The 18152-nt window shown below is 41.1% G+C and carries 20 protein-coding genes; 3 read left to right on the top strand and 17 right to left on the bottom strand.

Annotated elements, in window-relative coordinates:
• Window positions 1-5: 5 nt before the first annotated feature.
• Window positions 6-557, bottom strand: a complete 552-nt coding sequence (locus ACEN2L_RS17075; RefSeq protein WP_441745330.1) for an NAD(P)H nitroreductase — start codon at window positions 555-557, stop codon at window positions 6-8.
• A gap of 539 nt (window positions 558-1096) precedes the next feature.
• On the opposite strand from ACEN2L_RS17075, the gene ACEN2L_RS17070 reads away from it, so the two are divergent.
• Window positions 1097-1705, top strand: coding sequence for a FlgO family outer membrane protein (locus tag ACEN2L_RS17070; protein WP_441745329.1), 609 nt, complete (start codon window positions 1097-1099; stop codon window positions 1703-1705).
• 52 nt (window positions 1706-1757) lie between these two features.
• Here ACEN2L_RS17070 and miaE read toward each other — a convergent pair whose 3' ends face one another.
• Complete coding sequence (gene miaE / locus ACEN2L_RS17065; protein ID WP_441745328.1) at window positions 1758-2534, bottom strand: tRNA isopentenyl-2-thiomethyl-A-37 hydroxylase MiaE; 777 nt, start codon at window positions 2532-2534, stop codon at window positions 1758-1760.
• 75 nt (window positions 2535-2609) lie between these two features.
• The gene (locus ACEN2L_RS17060) at window positions 2610-2894 is read right to left on the bottom strand and encodes a helix-turn-helix domain-containing protein (RefSeq protein WP_306021447.1); all 285 of its coding nucleotides are present in this window, start codon (window positions 2892-2894) and stop codon (window positions 2610-2612) included.
• A gap of 970 nt (window positions 2895-3864) precedes the next feature.
• Here ACEN2L_RS17060 and ACEN2L_RS17055 point away from each other — a divergent pair.
• Window positions 3865-4464 carry a Yip1 family protein gene (locus ACEN2L_RS17055; protein WP_306021448.1) on the top strand — a complete coding sequence of 200 codons (600 nt, stop codon included), beginning with the start codon at window positions 3865-3867 and terminating at the stop codon, window positions 4462-4464.
• A gap of 71 nt (window positions 4465-4535) precedes the next feature.
• Here the strand turns inward: ACEN2L_RS17055 and purF are convergent, their stop codons facing one another.
• The 14 genes from purF to ACEN2L_RS16985 form a co-directional block, all read right to left on the bottom strand.
• Window positions 4536-6053 (bottom strand): amidophosphoribosyltransferase, encoded by a 1518-nt coding sequence (gene purF / locus ACEN2L_RS17050; RefSeq protein WP_306021449.1) that lies wholly within the window; start codon window positions 6051-6053, stop codon window positions 4536-4538.
• Between the two features lie 14 nt (window positions 6054-6067).
• Complete coding sequence (locus tag ACEN2L_RS17045) at window positions 6068-6556, bottom strand: CvpA family protein (RefSeq protein WP_441745327.1); 489 nt, start codon at window positions 6554-6556, stop codon at window positions 6068-6070.
• Window positions 6557-6704: 148 nt separating this feature from the next.
• Window positions 6705-7322 carry an SPOR domain-containing protein gene (locus ACEN2L_RS17040; protein ID WP_441745326.1) on the bottom strand — a complete coding sequence of 206 codons (618 nt, stop codon included), beginning with the start codon at window positions 7320-7322 and terminating at the stop codon, window positions 6705-6707.
• 1 nt (window position 7323) lies between these two features.
• On the bottom strand, window positions 7324-8595 hold the full coding sequence (gene folC, locus ACEN2L_RS17035; RefSeq protein WP_441745325.1) for a bifunctional tetrahydrofolate synthase/dihydrofolate synthase: 1272 nt from the start codon (window positions 8593-8595) through the stop codon (window positions 7324-7326).
• Window positions 8595-9443 carry an acetyl-CoA carboxylase, carboxyltransferase subunit beta gene (gene accD, locus ACEN2L_RS17030; RefSeq protein WP_441745324.1) on the bottom strand — a complete coding sequence of 283 codons (849 nt, stop codon included), beginning with the start codon at window positions 9441-9443 and terminating at the stop codon, window positions 8595-8597. Before accD ends, folC begins: the two co-directional genes overlap by 1 nt.
• Before the next feature lie 141 nt (window positions 9444-9584).
• Complete coding sequence (gene truA, locus ACEN2L_RS17025) at window positions 9585-10370, bottom strand: tRNA pseudouridine(38-40) synthase TruA (RefSeq protein ID WP_441745323.1); 786 nt, start codon at window positions 10368-10370, stop codon at window positions 9585-9587.
• A gap of 98 nt (window positions 10371-10468) precedes the next feature.
• A complete protein-coding gene (locus tag ACEN2L_RS17020) occupies window positions 10469-11815 on the bottom strand; it encodes a sigma 54-interacting transcriptional regulator (protein WP_306021455.1) in 1347 nt (448 codons plus the stop codon).
• Window positions 11812-12408 carry a hypothetical protein gene (locus ACEN2L_RS17015; RefSeq protein ID WP_441745322.1) on the bottom strand — a complete coding sequence of 199 codons (597 nt, stop codon included), beginning with the start codon at window positions 12406-12408 and terminating at the stop codon, window positions 11812-11814. The genes ACEN2L_RS17020 and ACEN2L_RS17015 overlap by 4 nt, the downstream gene beginning before the upstream one ends.
• The gene (locus ACEN2L_RS17010; protein WP_306021457.1) at window positions 12405-13811 is read right to left on the bottom strand and encodes a sensor histidine kinase; all 1407 of its coding nucleotides are present in this window, start codon (window positions 13809-13811) and stop codon (window positions 12405-12407) included. Before ACEN2L_RS17010 ends, ACEN2L_RS17015 begins: the two co-directional genes overlap by 4 nt.
• Before the next feature lie 92 nt (window positions 13812-13903).
• Window positions 13904-14179, bottom strand: a complete 276-nt coding sequence (locus ACEN2L_RS17005) for a hypothetical protein (RefSeq protein WP_441745321.1) — start codon at window positions 14177-14179, stop codon at window positions 13904-13906.
• A gap of 468 nt (window positions 14180-14647) precedes the next feature.
• Window positions 14648-15100, bottom strand: coding sequence for a TerB family tellurite resistance protein (locus tag ACEN2L_RS17000; RefSeq protein ID WP_441745320.1), 453 nt, complete (start codon window positions 15098-15100; stop codon window positions 14648-14650).
• A gap of 162 nt (window positions 15101-15262) precedes the next feature.
• A complete protein-coding gene (locus ACEN2L_RS16995) occupies window positions 15263-15712 on the bottom strand; it encodes a GNAT family N-acetyltransferase (protein WP_441745319.1) in 450 nt (149 codons plus the stop codon).
• Window positions 15713-15719: 7 nt separating this feature from the next.
• Complete coding sequence (locus ACEN2L_RS16990) at window positions 15720-17366, bottom strand: SpoIIE family protein phosphatase (RefSeq protein WP_441745318.1); 1647 nt, start codon at window positions 17364-17366, stop codon at window positions 15720-15722.
• 15 nt (window positions 17367-17381) lie between these two features.
• Entirely contained in the window at window positions 17382-17687 is a 306-nt protein-coding gene (locus tag ACEN2L_RS16985; RefSeq protein ID WP_306021462.1) for an STAS domain-containing protein, read from the bottom strand.
• Between the two features lie 134 nt (window positions 17688-17821).
• On the opposite strand from ACEN2L_RS16985, the gene yciH reads away from it, so the two are divergent.
• Complete coding sequence (yciH, locus tag ACEN2L_RS16980; protein ID WP_306021463.1) at window positions 17822-18142, top strand: stress response translation initiation inhibitor YciH; 321 nt, start codon at window positions 17822-17824, stop codon at window positions 18140-18142.
• Window positions 18143-18152: the final 10 nt, after the last annotated feature.

Raw genomic sequence — 18152 nt, 5'->3', positions numbered from 1 at the left:
CGCGCTCAGTTCCAGTGCTCAGTAAAATCAAAACTGCTTTTGGAAGGTCGACTGATAGGATCAGCATTACCGGTGCCAACATATAAAAAACCAACGATTTCGTCTTGCTCTTTTAAACCAAAAGCGTCTTTCACGACTTTACTTTGCGCATATATACCCGTGCGCCATACATTGTCGTAACCTTGTGCTTTAGCCGCTAACTGCATCGCGTAAGCAGCACAACTTGCAGAAGCGACTTGTTCGACCCACGGTACCTTTTCATGTTCTTGTATTTGAGCAATGACAGCGATAACCATAGGCGCTCTAAGCGGCAATTGTGGAGCTCGAAGCACTTCTTTTTCACTGAGTTGCTCATCAAGTGCAGCTTGTTCAAATACATTACCTAAGCGTGTTAAACCAGCCTCTTGACACACTACAAACTTCCAAGGCGTTAAGCTCGCATGGTCTGGCACGCGCATCGCTGCGTGAATAATATTTTGCAGTTCTTGCTCATTAGGCGCCGGTTTTTGCAATCGTGGCTGCGATGTTCTGTTAAGTAATAAATCCAAAGCTTGCATAAAAACTCCCAATAAAGCTAAGCGTTACACTAATAAGTATGAGAAGTAAGACGCTGTCGATCAAACAAAATTCAATATCTACGGAGGAAAACTACCGCACATCCTTTCTTAACAAATAATCGGCACTGAATTATCGACCGCCTCAGTGAAAAATAACGACTGCAGCATAATGGAGTAACAAGCCGCAAACTTAACGCCATTAAAGTTGGAAGAGGTAAACCCACACCGTACTCACCGTCACCAAACCACTCCTCTATTATATTATATTAAAACCAATCAGCTTGTTATAGCGCGAGGTAGAGCCTAAATAATTAAGATGCCTCCTCTAGCACGAGGGTTTTATCTAGGGCTTTTTGCCACGGTTTGTAAAAACGTACAATATGCATGCTTTCTACCAATTAGACTCACTTGAAGGTTAAGAAAACCTTTGAAGTAAATAAATTTCAGATAACATCTGATTATTATGACGCTTAGATAAATCTCGCACGCATATTGCTATAGAAAAACATTCATGGCTTTTTTGTTGAGTAACACCACTAATGCAAAACTTTCTCTTACTATTCATCGCTGCATCACTCTTGCAAGGCTGTTCAAATTTACGTTTTGATGGTGCCGAAACCGGTTCAAACCAAGGTCAACAACAAGACTCAAACACGCCTAAGCCGCAATTTATGCACTTTTACGTAGAGCAACTCACTCGGCAACTGTTGGCAACGTCCAATAATATTGATCAGAAAAAATCCATTGCTGTCGGCACAATTTTACCTTCTACCTTAAAAAGCGGAAATAATCTGCCAGCTGACCCACAATTTGGCCTGCAAATACAAGAGAGCCTGCTCACTTTGGTCACACAAGCAGGATTAAGTGTAATTGAATACAAAACCATGCCCTCGATTAAAATTGGCAGTCAACATGACGTGATGTTAAGTAGAGACATTGAAACGTTAAACTCGCAAGTGAATGCAGACTATTTTCTAACCGGCACCTATACCGCAATGGAAGAGAGCACTATGGTAAACTTGAGGCTGATCGAGGTGCCATCAAACAAAGTAGTAGCGGCCGCCACAGACTACATTCCTGCAGACGCCATGTGGAGTAAAACGAAAGTCAGTTTAAAAGATAATCAAATTTATCGCGCTGCCTATTAAGCCTTAATATCGACCATCAACAGCACGATTGAAAGTGTACAATTGATAAGGTTTATGTAGCAGCAATAAGTGGCATGGGTGCGCCACTGTGAAATCGAAATGCATCGTCGGGATCTTCAATCAGCTGAGTTTCTATGGAGCCAAAAAACGTAACTCGCTCACTAATATCTTGGCCGGAAATTCTATCTGCTAAGTCTAAATAATCTTGAAAATGCCGAGCTTCAGAGCGTAGTAAAGACACATAAAATTTGTTTAGTTCATCATCCAAATAGGGCGCTAATTTAGCAAAACGTTCGCAAGAACGGGCTTCTATGTATGCTCCACAAATTAATTTATCAATTAATGCCGCTGGCTCATGGGTACGTACATGCTTCATCATTCCTTTCGCGTATCGCCCTGCCCTAACATTCGTGTATTCAATCCCCCTAGCCGTCATAATATCTAACACCTGCTGAAAATGATGCAACTCTTCTTTTATCAGTAACACCATTTTATCCACTAAATCTGCACCAAAGCTCACATCGTCACGGGCTTTAATCGCTTTTGACAATCCAGAATGTTTGCCAGTAAAACTGCCTTCAAAATCACGTCGATAAACAAAGTCTTCATAGGGTTTTAACCAAGCCAACAAAGCCTCGCCATTGCTCTTATCAACCGCATACCGACGAATTAAGAACAAGGCTGTCTGCGCGGCTTTAAGTTCACAATTACAATGATCAATTAATAAATCAGTGAGATTTTCAGGTTTAATGGCCTCATCTATCCAGCTTTGCGGCGTTGGGCATTGAAGGAAGGAATTTATTGGTTGTAAAAGTTTTTCTATGCTCATTATTTAATCAATTATTTCCATTTTTAATCTTAAGTCGTGAGAATAAATCACGACAAAACTATCATTATTTTTCAACTAACCCAGAGCTCGCATTACCGCTTGAGGCTCTTTGGCCACAACATTTAAAAGGGTCAAAGCGGGACCTTGGGGATTTCGGTCACCTCTTTCCCAATGACGGAGTGTCGCAACGCTAATACAAAATTTTGAAGCAAACTCCACTTGAGTTAAGCCCAGCCTATGGCGTATCGCTGCAACATCAACATGAGGTGGCTTTTGAGTCCTCTGCGCAACCTGTTTTCCACCCTTAAGTTCAATAGCCTCTTGAAGTCCCTGAGCTATACTTTCGAATGCGCGAGTCATTACTATTCTCCAGTACTGTCTTAACAATAATTTCAACCAATCTGCCATGAGCATTTCTATTAGCTTTTTGAAAAATTTTCAGGTTCGTTCTTTCCGAACATGGTCAAAAGATACAAAGGGCTGCGGTCATCATGGTAATAATATCTCACTCTAATACCACCTCTTTTGCCTTTGCTTCCTCTCCTCCTACGTATTTTACGAACACCTTATGTCCCTTCCATTCAATCTCCCAATTTCGGAATTTCTTAAGGTATTCAATTCAATATTTATACTCTGGTTCACTTCATGAAGATTCTGCTCGTTTACCCTAGTCGGCTAGTCTGGTAATCGTTGGAAGCATGTAAAAAATAATAATCCATTGGATTACACTAATCAAAGAAATCAGTGCCATTGTTAATTGAAAGAGTAACAACTAAATTGGAGATAAAACTATCTGCTATTTAATAGAAGCAAATTAGCTTAACTTTGATATCAGGAAAGTAAGATCAAAAGCGCACGCCAGTTTTTAATACCCTAATTAAATCTAGTTGTAGAACGTTATTTTTTGAATAAGTATTTGAAAGAGTACGACAAATAAGCGGTAACCAAATCTTAAAGCACACTGGATTTAGCCACAAATAAACACAATTTATTAATTTTTATAGGGTCAAACTTATCTAAGTACCAAGGGTGCTCCGCTTACAATAATAAGTATGCTCCATTTTTTACCTTAATCAGTTATCTGCCGGCTCTCCCCTGAGTCGCCATTGCCTTTCCCATCTCTGAATCAGACAAAAGTCGTTATCTACCATTCATCTATTGACTACTGGCTACTCATTGAATGACGAAGTGAGTGACACCGATGGGTTAAATTTCAAACAAAACTGTTGACTGTTTAATCAAGCTAAAACAAACTACTGTTAAAATATTGTTAACAACAAGTAAACTATTGGTTCTTTTGCGATTTTTACGACATCAGGAGTAGATATAAATGATATTAAACCACCTTTGGGGTCTGTATACCCACCCAAAAGAAGAATGGCATACCATAGATAAACGTCACGAAAGCTTTTTTTATAGTTTGAGTCATATCGCCATCATTTCCTTGATACCAACCTTAACCAGCTATTACTCAGCGGCACACCTTGGTTGGAGTATTGGTGTTGGCGACATTATCAAACTGACTCATCAAAGCGCAATGTTAATGAGTATAGGCATGTATTTTGGATTAATGGTTGGCGTTGTCGCGCTTGCTATTTTAATCCACGAATTAGCAAAGGCATTTGATGCCACTCCTACTTACACCCAGTCTTTAGAGCTTGCTGCCTATACTGCAACACCACTGTTTATGGTGGGTTTTGCGTCTTTCTATCCCGTATTATGGTTTGTGATGGCAATTGGCTTAGTTGGACTCACCTACTCTATTTATTTGCTCTATTCTGGCACCCCCATATTGATGCACATTCCTGAAGAAAAAGGCTTTATTTACGCCAGTTCAGTGGTGACCTGCGGACTAGTTCTTCTCGCAATCTTAATGGCAGCCTCGGTGATACTGTGGAGCGCCGGCATGGGTCCTGTGTATATGCATTGAGTCTCTACCATCCTAACAAGCCAAAAGGCCGCTGTTTAAGCGGCCTTTTGGTATTTGAATTAATAACGAGCTTAGACGTTAGTCATATTGTGCATTTCTAAATTACTTAATTCGGTTTGCAATCCAGAGGTTTTGGCCCCTTCATTTCGCTGTGTATCAATTCGCTCTAAATAAGCTTGATTCACGTCACCGGTAATATACTTGCCATCAAACACAGAGGTTTCAAAACGGGTAATTTGCGGATTAAGCTCGCTCACGGCGTCAACCAAATCTTGGATATCTTGGAAGATCAAGCCATCAGCACGGATAAGCTCACTGACTTCATCAATTTCGCGCCCATAAGCAATCAGCTCATTGGCCGAAGGCATATCAATGCCGTATACATTGGGGAAGCGAATTTCAGGTGCGGCAGAGGCAAAATACACTTTTTTAGCACCAGATTCGCGCGCCATTTCAATGATTTGCTCAGAGGTTGTTCCTCTCACAATAGAGTCATCCACCAGCAACACATTTTTATCTTTAAATTCTGATGAAATTGCGTTGAGTTTGCGACGCACTGACTTTCGGCGCATGGTTTGACCCGGCATGATAAAGGTTCGGCCAATGTAACGGTTTTTCACAAACCCCTGTCGATACGGTTTATTTAACTCTATGGCAATTTGCAAGGCTACATCAGTGGACGTTTCTGGGATCGGTATTACCACGTCGATATCGAGTTCAGCCCATTCTTTTGCGATCTTTTTACCCAGTTTACGGCCCATATTAACCCGTGAAGCATAAACAGAAATACCATCAATAAAAGAGTCAGGGCGGGCAAAATAAACAAACTCAAAGATGCAAGGTGAGTTAATTGGGTTGGTCGCACATTGCTGCGTGTGTAGTTCGCCCGCTTCAGTAATGTAAATGGCTTCTCCAGGTGCAACATCACGGATAAACGTAAACCCAACGGCATCTAGGGCAACACTTTCTGAGGCGACCATATATTCATCGCCAAATTCTGTTTTGCGTTTACCTAAAGCCAGTGGACGAATACCAAAGGGGTCCCGAAAAGCTAACATACCATTACCAATGATGGCGGCCACCACCGCGTAGGCACCGCGAATTTTTTTATGCACCGCAGCAACCGCTTTAAACACATCTTCTGGGGTAAGCACCAAACCGGTGGTATTTTGTAACTCGTGAGCAATAATATTGAGCAATAATTCAGAGTCAGAAGTGGTATTAATGTGGCGTCTAGACACTTTTGTCACTTCGTCAAAAAGTTCGTGAGCGTTAGTCAAATTACCATTATGGGCAAAAGCAATGCCGAATGGTGAATTGACATAAAATGGTTGAGCTTCAGCGGAGCTAGAGCTGCCTGCAGTAGGGTAACGAACATGACCGATTCCTAGTTGCCCTGTTAACTTCAGCATGTGGCGGGTATGGAAAACGTCTTTAACTAGCCCATTATCTTTACGTAAATTAAACCGTCCCTCATCCACCGTCACAATACCAGCGGCATCTTGACCTCTATGTTGCAATACAGTTAAGCCATCATAAAGCGCTTGGTTAACTGGGCTTTTACCAACAATTCCGACAATACCACACATGCAGATTACCTTTTTTAAACGGATTTTATAAAACTTGAGTTGCCTTGCAAATATTCGAAAAACCACTCAATGATTAAACTAAACTCAGGTACAAGTATAGAAGTTTGCCACCAATCTGAACTTGCTGACGGTGTAAATGTATCTAGAAAAAATAACAAAGCACTCACAATAAGCACGCCTCGAAGCGCGCCAAATATGGCACCTAATGCTCGGTCTGTTCCACTCAAACCAGTAAACTGTACCAGTTGAGCAATCAAATAATTAATTAAGCCGCCCAAGACAAGCGTCACAATGAACAAAATAGCAATAGCGACTCCGTTACGTATCATGGGGTCAGAAAAATGGGTAAGGTATAACGCTAAGTCAGCGTAAAATTGGCTTGCAATAAAAAATGCACTGAACCAAATCGCTAAAGAAATGGCTTCTTTGATAAAACCGCGGATCAAGCTAATGACGGTGGAGATTAAAATCACACCTAAAATGGCGAAGTCTATCCAATTCATAAGATTCGTATTTCTAAGCTCTTGAGGCTATGGTTCGATGACTTATCGACCAAAGGGCTAAAATCGCGCGCATTCTATCAAATGGACAGGTCAAAATCTTGCTTATTTTTATGTCAATTTTTTAAAAACAGCGATTTCTAATACTCGTTTATTGAACAGTAAATGGCGTTACCCGGCCTTGTAAGGCAGTAATTTCTTTTAGGTGAGGAAGCACTTTCTCGAGTTTATCTTTTTGCAACTCCGGGCCCACAAACACTTTGGTTAACAAACCTGAGCTTGTTTGCACTGGACGACTAAAAGCACGATAACCGCTTTGTTCTAATTTGGTCAGTAATTCACGGACATTTTTTTGGTGTCTAAAGCTACCTAATTGAACCACCCAGCCTGCACTGGCTAAGGATTTAGGTTGCTCATTATCAACCACGGTTTCTTTTGCCAAGGAACTGGACTCATCTGAAAGGCCAGTAATTTCAGCTTCTTTAGGGCTAACTTGCTGTTGAATTTCCACAGGACTGGAAGACACTTCTGGCTCATCCACCGCAGATTCATTGATGATTTCAATTTGACGTGATGCGCTTAATTGCACTTTTTGCGTATCGAAAGATTCAGGTGCAAGCACTTTTTTAATACTGGGTTTGGTTGGCAATTCAACAAACAAATCTTGCTTGGACTCTTTTTTACCGTCTAATAAATCCGGTAAAAATATGACCGCGATTGCCACTAGAATAACCGTGCCAACCAATCTATTTTGTAAGGCAGAAGACACCTTAATTTTCCTCAACCAAGGTTAACACCTCTGCCACGGTATAAAATGAACCAAACACCACGATAAAATCTTCCTTTTGAGCGTTTTTGCATGCTGCCTCAAAGGCACTCGCCACTGACGCAAAGTCTAACACCAAATTGGCTTGGCTTAACACCGAAACTATTTTGGCGGCTGGCGCACCTCTTGGAACAGTCAAAGAAGCACAATACCATTCATCTACTACTTCTATGAGTGGTTCAAGACTTTTTGCAATATCTTTATCCCCTAACATAGCCACAACGGCAATAACACGTTGATGAGATAAAGCTGCAATGTCATTGGCTAACAGCCTGGTAGCATGGGGATTATGCGCAACATCAAGCATGATGGTCGGATTGATTTGTAAAATTTGACGACGCCCACTAAGCCGAGTCTGAGCAAATACCTGCTCAATAAAATTTTGGCTTAAAGTCACACCGATGATGCTCAGCGCTTGCAGTGCCGTAGACGCATTTTGTGCTGGTATGAAGGGCACCGGCAAATTCTCAAAATGGTACTGGTCATTTTTCCAAGTAAAGCTCGTCGGTGTAGAAACAAAAGAAAAACCTTGGCCTTGCCACGCGGCTTTTACATTAAGCTCAGCGGCTGCCTTAATAAGGCTATTGGGCGGACTCGGTTCGCCAATGATCACAGGAATATTTGGACGAAAGATACCGGCTTTTTCCACCGCAATAGCCTCTCGGGTTGTGCCCAACCACTCTTGGTGATCTAAATCGATACTTGTGATGATAGCGATATTTGCATCAATAATATTCACCGCGTCTAAACGGCCACCTAAGCCCACTTCTAATAATAAATAATCACAATCACTCTGGGCCATCAGATAGAGCGCTTGGAGTGTACCAAACTCAAAATAGGTTAACGAAGTATCGCCTCTGGCATGTTCGATTGCAGCAAAGGCTGCGCAGTGAGCCTCAGGTGTTAACATCTTTCCCTGCACTCTAAGCCGTTCACGATAATCTATTAAGTGGGGAGAACTAAACACCGCAACACGTTTTTTTTGCAGCAATAAGGCCTGTTCAATCATCGCACAGGTCGTGCCCTTGCCATTTGTTCCTGCCACAGTGATAACTGTTTTATGGCTAAAATCAAGCTCCATACGTTTAAATACTAACGCGACTCTTTCGAGTCCCATTTCAATATTCTTAGGATGAATTTCGCTGAGATAAACAAGCCATTGTTCAATGGACCAGGCTGCTTGATCAGCAGCCTTTTGTAGAGAGTTTTTGTGCATTAGTGATGTTGATGATGAAGCTTAGACAATATTCCGTGTAATCTATCACGCATTTCACGACGATCAACTATCAAATCGATCGCACCTTTTTCTAATAAAAATTCACTGCGTTGAAACCCTTCAGGCAGCGTTTCGCGCACTGTTTGTTCAATAACGCGGGGGCCTGCGAAACCGATTAAGGCTTTTGGCTCTGCGACGTTGATGTCACCTAACATCGCTAAACTGGCTGACACACCACCCATAGTTGGGTCTGTTAGAACTGAAATATAAGGCAAGCCTTGTTCGCTCATCTTTGCCAAGGCAGCGCTAGTTTTGGCCATTTGCATTAATGACAATAACGCTTCTTGCATACGTGCACCACCACTGGTGGAAAAACACACTAAAGGCATATTGTGTTTTAAACAGGCCTCAACCGCTACTACAAAACGTGCACCAACAACCGAAGCCATAGAGCCGCCCATAAAAGCAAACTCAAAAGCAGCGGTTACTACCGGCATACCCTTCAACTTACCTTGCATGACGACTAAAGCGTCTTTTTCATTAGTGGCTTTTTGCGCTGCAGCTAAACGTTCTTTATAACGTTTTGAATCTTTAAATTTCAGGAGATCTTGAGGCTCTAAATTAGCACCAAGCTCTGTGCGATCACTTTGATCTAGAAAACTGTTGATGCGAGCACGTGCCGTAATACGCATATGATGATTACACTTGGGGCACACACCGAGCTGTTTTTCTAATTCAGACTTATATAACACAGCATCACATTCACCACATTTAGTCCATACACCTTCTGGTACGTTACTTTTTGTGGTTGACTTGTTGCGGGTTAATACTCTATCTATCCAACTCATATCTGAATCCTAATTGACTAATCGCCTACTTAAGACAATTAGCTTGGGTAATGGTTTAATTTGTTTAAGACTACTGGCCTTTATTGCCCATCATTAAAACACAACATCGTACCTTTACGAAAATAAAACTGGTCTAAGAAGTTAGTCCGCTAAAAACAATGGCCCTAAGGGTTTTCGAGGCAAATCAAAGGTTTCGGGATAACTCACATCAACCAGATATAAACCATTAGGTTTAGCCGTAGCACCGGCCTTGGTACGATCTTTTTCTTCAAGTAATGTTTTCAACCAATCAACGGGTTTTTCGCCGCTGCCAATAAGTAACAACGAACCTGTAATATTTCTAACCATATGATGCAAAAACGCATTGGCTTGGACATCAATCATAACATAGTCACCAAGCCGAGAAACAGTAATATGAGAGACACTTCTGACTGGCGTGTTTGCTTGACAGTTTACCGCCCTAAATGCACTAAAGTCCTGTTTTCCAACCAAATATTGTGCGGCTTCGTGCATCAATTCATGATCAAGAGGTGCAAAATGCGTGGTCACGCCACGCGCCAAAATAGCACTGCGTAAGGTGGAATTATGGATGATGTAACGGTAACGACGAGCAGTGGCAGAAAAACGAGCATGAAAATCATCAGAGGTGACTTTAAACCATCGAATACTGATAGTTTCTGGCAAAAAACCATTTATACCAATTGTCCAAGCACTGCGATGACGCACACTGTCAGTATCAAAATGGATCACTTGGCCGGTGGCATGCACACCTGCATCGGTGCGCCCCGCACACGTGACCTTGACCGGATGATTGGCTATTTTGCTAAGCCCCTCTTCCACTAACTGTTGAACAGTGAGAACAGTTTGTTGGCGCTGCCAACCATAAAAAGCACCGCCATCGTACTCCACACCTAAAGCTATTCGCATGACTCGTTTTTATTCCTGAATCGCAAAAGGCCGATATTGTATGCAAGTTATGGTTAAAAACCAGTGATTTCAATTAATTGTACAGATAATCTGAGTTATCAGTCACGCTTAAAATCCCCAGAGTGCAAATCATGCTTTTTCATCAATTTGTGCATGTCTGTTCTATTACGGCCTGCTAATTCTGCGGCCCGAGTAACATTTCCATCAGTCATTTTCAGCAATTTAAGTAAGTACTGCTGCTCAAAGGCATCTCTGGCTTCAGTTAGCGTTGGCCATTTTTGCTCAGATGCAGAAAGTGCTTGCTCTACTAGGTGTGAGGCAATTACTGACGTTTGCGTTAACGCTACACATTGTTCAACCACGTTAACCAGTTGTCTAACATTGCCAGGCCACAAACATGTAGTTAATAACTGCATGGCATCATCAGAAAACCGGCTGACCTTAACCTCATGACGCTCTGCGCTTTGTTTCAGTAAATAGCGAGCAAGTAGAGGAATATCTTCAGAGCGCTCCCGCAAACTGGGCAGGGTTATATTGACCACATTTAGACGATAATACAGATCCTCTCTAAAGTTCCCCTCTTCCATCTCGGTATTGAGATTACGGTGGGTAGCAGAGATTACTCTAACATTAATAGGAATTTGCTTACTGCTACCAACAGGCCTTATCATTTGTTCTTGCAAGGCTCGAAGTAATTTAACTTGCAAAGAAATTGGCATATCACCTATTTCATCTAAAAATAAGGTGCCGCCATCGGCTTCTTTAAACAATCCTTGGTGCTCGTTAACCGCACCAGTAAACGAGCCTTTAGCATGGCCAAATAATTCACTTTCAAGAAGATTTTCAGGCAAGGCACCGCAGTTTATAGCCACAAAAGGTTTGTTGGCTCGTTTGCTGGCTTTGTGAATGGCATTAGCTAGTAATTCTTTACCTGTGCCACTGGCGCCGCTAATTAGTACGCTAACGTCTCTTTGCGCGACACGATACGCTTGATCTAGCAACTGCTCCATTTGCAACGAACGGGTGATGATTTGTTCGCACCATTTACCTTTTTGTAAGGTTTGAGTTTGGCTCACTGCTTTGTTTAATAACGCTCTGAGTTCATCGTGATCAATCGGCTTAGTTAAAAAGCCAAAGACTCCGCGTTGAGTTGCTTCAACAGCATCTTGAATGGTGCCATGCGCCGTCATCAAAATGACCGGTATGTCTTTACCAATTGACATAATTTCTTCAAACAAACTAAGGCCGTCAAGGCCAGGCATGCGCAAATCGCTGAGCACCACATCAACATTTTGGGTATTTAATAGCCTTAATGCATCCTTTCCACTTTCAGCACTTGTTACCGCATATCCTTCACCGCGTAAGCGAATGGCCATGAGTCGCAACAAACTTTCATCATCATCAACCAATAAAACACTAGGTTGTACTATTTCTTGCTGGCTCATAGCTGGTCTCCATTGTCGTTAGCCATAATTGATGCTTCTATTTTCAATAATTGCTCTATTTGATTTTTCTGTTTTTCAATCATTAGTTTTTGTTCTTCGTTGGCTTGTGACAAATTACTATTCACTCGACCTAAGGTCACTAAGGCGGACTCCAACTCAAGTAAATCTTGGCTCGGTTGGTAGACCATTACTTTTACAAACTGCTGCATTTCCTCTGATAGTTCAGGTAACAAAATCTCTATCCAGCGTTGAGCTCTGAGTCTATCGTTATAGGGCGTCTCTTTACCTTGACTGAGAAGAATCTTTTTTAACAATGAGTTTGGAGCAGCATCAAGGCGCTCTATTTCCGCTTTTCGTTGCAACCACGTTAACGTTTCGAGTTCGCTTCTATAATTGAGCCAAAATGGAATATTACAATTATGCTCAATTTGAGACGTTTCAGCGCGAGCCACACAAAACGACAAAAGCTCTTGGTTTTCTGCCTCGCCGTTTACCTGATTATGCTCGTTTTCGGTGGGCTGTTTATGGGGCAATAATTCGCAGGCGCTAAGTCCAAATACAACGACAAACACAAAACTTAAGCGCTTTGTCATACACTTTCTCCATCCAAAGGAATGCTGACTCTGATGCAAAAATCAGCTTGCTCGATATCAATAATTTCCGCTTTACCATGCATCATACGGGCACAATCTGCAACAATAGACAAACCTAGGCCCGAGCCCACTACGCGGTCATTACGTTTAGTATTTCCTCGACTGAATGGTTGAAATAAAGACTGGCGCATTTCAAGTGGTACTCTCTGCCCTCGGTTTGCGACTTCTAAAACTTGGACTGTTTCGTGCCTATATAAACGAATGGAAATAGGACGGCCTTTACTGCCATGTGCGAGCGCATTAGATAGCAAATTGTCTAAAATTCTTCTAATCAAATGCACATCAGCATAAATGACGTCTAGTTCAATAGAAAGTTCAAGCGAATTATTATTCTGCTGAATAGCGAGAGAATTATCAGTAATAAATTCTTTGAATAAAAATTGTGAATCTATCGATTCAACAATGGGTTTGGCTTGTTGCAATAATAAATTGTAATCAAGTAGCTGAACAATTAATAAATTAAGCCTTTCCGTACTACTATTTAGCAAAGAAACCACTTCTGTTTGCTGCTCATTCAATGGCCCTACCACTTGTTCACTAAGCAATGAACACCCCTCTTTTATGCTCGCTAAAGGTGTTTTTAACTCATGGGAGGCATGCCTGAGCAAAGCGTGCCGTAAATGCTCTAATTGCACTAAGCGAGAAGAGAGCTCATGTAATTTTTGTTCAAGAACAATCAGCTCTTTTGGTCCCGATTTAGAAACAGGTGGCAGCTCGTCCTCCTGGCGTGAGATAGCGCGAATCACTAGCTCTAACTTTTCGACCGGGTTAATAATGACTTTTGTGCCAAATATAATCAGCACTAAAGAAACACCAACTAACAGCACGGTGAGCCAAACTTGAATTTGTAATACAGAGTTAACATAGTCCTGCTGAGCTAAAATTCGAACATCAAGCATTGATTCAATTTGATCGGACAAATCGCCTAGGTTTGCTTTGAACTCGGCTAACTGGGCATCAAGCAATAGCTGGTCTTGATCACCCGCATACAACGCCAACCACCCTAACCGTTCAGATAGATGATGACAGCTCTGCTGTTCATTCAGCTCTTTACAAATCATGGACTGCAGCTCAACAAAGCGCTCTATGGACTTATCCGCCAAATTCTTTAAGGCCTCATTGTGTAATACATTGTATTGCTTAAATAAACGTTCGATATCGACAGACAAGCCTTCCATTTTACTCAGTCGCCTGACAACTGAGACAGAGTACTGCGCCTCGGAATTGGCTATTTTACCCATTTTACTCAAGGTAAATTGGCTGTAGGTTAGGAGCATTAGTAAAGGGACTAATACTAAAATAAAACTCACAACGGTGAGCTGGCGCAAAGAGCCAAGTTGCATTGCACGTCCTATGGAAAGTTTCAAAGACGTGCAGTCTGCATAATAAAAAAAGATCGTACAAGGCGATCTTTTCGTTGTTCGTAAATCATGGCTTATTCGATACTCGCAACTTTCATTTGTTTAGCGATTTTAGCGAACTCTTCAAGTTCATTTTTGCTAATAAAACCATCTAAGTCTTTATCGATAGAACCAAATATCGCCAGCAAGTTTGGATCCGCAACGGACTCTTTTATACTTATCAAACCGTCCTGATTTTTGTCTAAATCAGTGATTTTAGCTTCATCTGCAGAAACACAAACACTACCAAGCACAGTACAAAAAATGACAGCTACTAATTGTGATTTGGTAAATTGATAATAATGTTGCATACATTCTCCTTTTATCACGTTCGCCAAAGGCAACATTTCGTAAACACACATTAAGAAATGAGAACAATGGGAAAAAGAGGCGTCCATGCCCTAATGGAGACTACAATAAGTCGACCAAAGAAGTAGGCATCATTGGTTGTAAACGCCATTACCACCAATAATATGATATCCGTGCCTACCATCTTCATCACTTTTACTATCCGTACATCCTAATTGAGGAACCAGTCAAAAAGGCAGTGATGATAAGCTGACTTATCAGGCTTTATGCCAACAATATTTTTGCTATTACAATCAATCAGTTAGATTCGCTAAACGCCATGACAGAGGCTTGGTAGCGCGCTTTGGCGAAAGCCAAACGGGCTTTATGTCTGAAAAAAGAGACTACAACAGATTGATGACTACAAAGCGTATTAAAATCAGCTAGTTAGCTCGTCTTAAATATGCGACCTTGACTAATAATTGAACGTATTAGCTATTATTTTCCTGAACAGCGAGTTTACTTTGTATAAATTGGCTATGGGGAATGTAAAGCAGTTCGGCTATTTTACGAATGGTATATTCTTCGTCGGGGGCTAAAACATGGTCGGCATATGCAATGGTCCATAAAGAATCAAGTATCGCTCTTTTTTGCAAGGGTTCGCACAAGTCGTTCAAAGTCTTAGTGAACTTTTGAAAATCAACGGCTTCTTCAGCCTGTACTTGGCTCATCTCACAAAGGTGTTCAAGCTCAATCTTTGATAGTGTAAAATGTTGACTCAACTGATTACGATAGCTTTCTTGTTCAACTTCAGTGAATTGTCTATCAGCACGCATAACCTCATACAGTAAAACAGCGGTCGCCAACTCAATATTCAGTGCCTGATCGGTTTGGGCATTAATTTCCCATTGGCTATTGAACCAATTTTGGATTTGTTTAAACATATTTCGCTACTCATAAAATGATGATTGCAGTGTCGAACGAATGAAATAGAAACAGCTGACAACGTATGCAACCTTTCCCTAAACTACTGTGGGTATTAACCCAAATTTATCAAGCCTTCAGCAGATTTATGACCGATTAAAGAGAATAACAAACTAGCAGATTTATTCTTCTTCATACATTAAATAGTGACTTTCATGCATGCCAAGGGCTTGGTAAGTTTGCTGTGCAACCACATTTTCTTTTTCTACATAAAGTCTAAAACCACATATATTACCTTGCGTTTTAGCCAACTCCTTTACCTTGGTATAAAGTTGCGCATAGATACCTTTTCGTCGATGTTCAGGCACAATATAGACACTTTGGATCCACCAAAAAACCGCATTGCGCCAATCACTCCATTCAGTAGTGACCATTAAGCTGCCCACCACTTGGTCGGCGGTTTCTGCAACTAAGTAGTATCCTTTATTCACATCCTTTACCAAGGCACTCACACCACTAGTCAACACCTTAGTATTTAAACGTTTTTGTTCTGTCTCAAAAGCCATGTTTAGATTAAATTCAACGAGGGATGGAATATCATTTTCGTCGGCAACACGTATATTTAACTGCATGAGTTTCCTATATTTTAAAAACAACTTTCACGGTAGAACCGCCATTTGAATGCTCAATCGATTGGCATAGTTCACTTAGCATGGGAAGTCCACGGCCAAATGAATCATCATGTTCACACGTCTTTTTGAGGCTAGCGGGATCAAAGCCCTTTCCTGAATCACTAATTTGGATAACTAGCACATTATCTTGTGGCAAATATTGCACAAGAATATTAACAGTACCTGATGCCAAATTATCTAATTTCTCTTGGCGAGTCGCAAAATACTGAAAAAAACCTTCATTAGTGGCTTTTAACTTTGAGTCTAAATCCAATACACCATGATCAATGGCATTATTGTATAATTCGCTGATTACGGTAAAAAGCGCAGAATGAATACCGTACAAACCTAATTGACTGGTTAATAATCGGATTAGCTCGGCAATAGGATCTTGAGCTTTGATTAAGTGATGATCCAAACAAAGTTCGATTTTAAAGGGTAGCTGAGAGGCAAGTTGCACGTGGGTAAAGGGCTTCAATTCTTGACAGGTATAAATAACCAATGTGATGTCATCTTTTCGCTCACTGCCGCCCTCATAAACATCAATTTTATTTAATAGGGTGTGCACATCGCTTTGAGGATCTGCCAACAGCCAAGACTCAATACCAGCATCGGTAAGCATCTTGCCTGCTAAATCACAAACTTCAACTACCCCGTCACTAAAACCAATTAATCTATCGCCGTACTGAGCGTCAAATCGGTCTATTTCACACTCAAACTCATTTGGCTCAAGTATGCCCAAGGCCATATGTTTTGAACTAAATTTTTTAACGATATGCCCCCCTTCGTTTTGCAAAATCATGTCTGGCATACCGCCGTTCCAAACATCAATTTGTTTGCCAGAACTATTAATCTCAACCAGGATTGCCGCAAAAAACATCTCATCTGGCAGTAGCTCTAGCAAGGTTGCATTCAAGGTTTCGGTCATTTCACTGATTGACAGGCCTTTATTTGACATTGTTTGAAATGCCTTTGCTACTGGCAACGCGCCAATTGCAGCCGCCAAGCCATGTCCGGTAAAATCACCAAATAAGAAATAAAAGCCGCCACTGGGACTAGTATGACATAAGAACATATCACCATTAAAACTACCTGCGGGCTGCATAACAAAATCGATGATGTCACGAAGTTCTGGTTGAACCTTCAAAGCATTAGCAAAAATATGTTCTACAATTTTATGCTCTCGCTCAACCGAGTTGCGATAAAACGACAACTGCTGATTTTGCTCAATGGTTTTCTTACTGAGAGAACGTGTTCGGGCGTGAGCTCTAATTTTTGCGGCCAAAATGATTTTATCAAAAGGCTTGGTCACAAAATCATCTCCGCCCACTTCTAAACAGCGGGCTAAGGCTTCTTCGTCTTCAATCGCACTGATAAAAATAATAGGCAGATACACATCGCCTGCTAAGGCCTTTAATAAAGGAGCAACTTCGTAGCCGTCCATCACAGGCATCACAATATCGAGTAACACTAAATCTGGCTTAATTCTTTTTGCTAGCGTCAGGGCTTCAAAGCCATTTTCAGCTTCATAACAATCAACATAACCCTGCTGTTCAAGCATATGGACTAACAAAAACCGATTTAGGGCATCGTCATCGACAACTAATATTCGCATATTTATTTACACGACTTAGAGAATTTCAAATTTTTTATCAAAACGGGCTATCTGTAATATTTTCAAAACTTGAGGGCGGCATTTTACAATTTTAAACGACGTGACTTGATCACTTAAACTGCGGTGCATATTAAGCAACATACCAAGAGCCGAACTGTCCATGTATTCGGTTTTTTGTAGATTGATAACCACTGAAGTAAATTTTTTAGTTTGATCGTTATAGGCAATCCTAAAGTCCTGAACCTTACTGAAATCAAACTTCTCTTCAATAAAGATGGTCAGTTGCTTACCGTCAGTAGAGAATTCTTTTTCTAAACTCATTATTTACTCCAGCTTTTTTTATAAAGAGAACGTTAGTTATTAAATAACAGTTTAATCAGTTTGCCTATAATGTTTCTGGCTTTTTTACTACAATGGCTCGGTTATTTAATTAGAGTGACTTATAGGTAGTGAGTATGAGTGACAATAGAGTAGTCTATAGTACAGACGTAGGTCGAATTCAGCCCAAGGCAGAACCTAAGCTTGTTGCTAAAAGTGATGGCATTGTGCGAATAAGGCGGGAGACTAAAGGCCGCAAAGGTAAGGGTGTTACTACTGTATCCGGTATTGCCTTGGCAGAGCCCGAATTAAAAACCTTGGCCACAAAATTGAAAAAACTGTGTGGCACAGGTGGTGCATTAAAAGATGGCATTATTGAGATCCAAGGCGACAATAGAGATAAATTAAAGGTCGAACTTGAAAAGCTCGGGCATGTTGTCAAGTTAGCTGGTGGTTAAGCGTTTACAT

The organism is Flavobacterium sp. W21_SRS_FM6 (assembly GCF_052119645.1).
In the GTDB taxonomy this organism is placed as follows: domain Bacteria; phylum Pseudomonadota; class Gammaproteobacteria; order Enterobacterales; family Alteromonadaceae; genus Paraglaciecola.
This window is presented reverse-complemented; position numbering and strand designations above follow the sequence as displayed.